General features: G+C 72.6%; 1 protein-coding gene. It reads left to right on the forward strand.

Annotated features, from left to right (window positions below; genetic code table 11):
* A partial coding sequence (locus tag IF06_RS0131820) for a sigma-70 family RNA polymerase sigma factor (RefSeq protein ID WP_030275049.1) occupies positions 1-328 on the forward strand: 328 nt, incomplete at both ends.

The raw sequence follows: 328 nt of genomic DNA on the forward strand, positions 1-328 counted from the left end.
CCAGGTCATCGAGGCGTGGCTGCCGCTGGCGAACCACCTGGCCGCCCGCTACAGCGGTCGCGGCGAGCCGGCCGGTGACCTGGCCCAGACCGCGGCGCTCGGCCTGATCAAGGCAGTCGACCGGTTCGACGCCTCGCGCGGCGTCGACTTCGCCGGCTTCGCCATCCCGACCATCCTCGGCGAGATCAAGCGGCACTTCCGCGACCGCACCTGGAACATCCGGGTTCCCCGGCGCCTCCAGGAGCTGCGGCTGCGCATCTCCGAGGCCAACAGCACGCTGACCCAGACGCTCAACCGGGCCCCGACCGTCGCCGACATCGCCGCCCAC

It is taken from the genome of Micromonospora globosa (genome assembly GCF_000717585.1).
GTDB classification, from domain to species: Bacteria; Actinomycetota; Actinomycetes; order Mycobacteriales; family Micromonosporaceae; genus Micromonospora; species Micromonospora aurantiaca.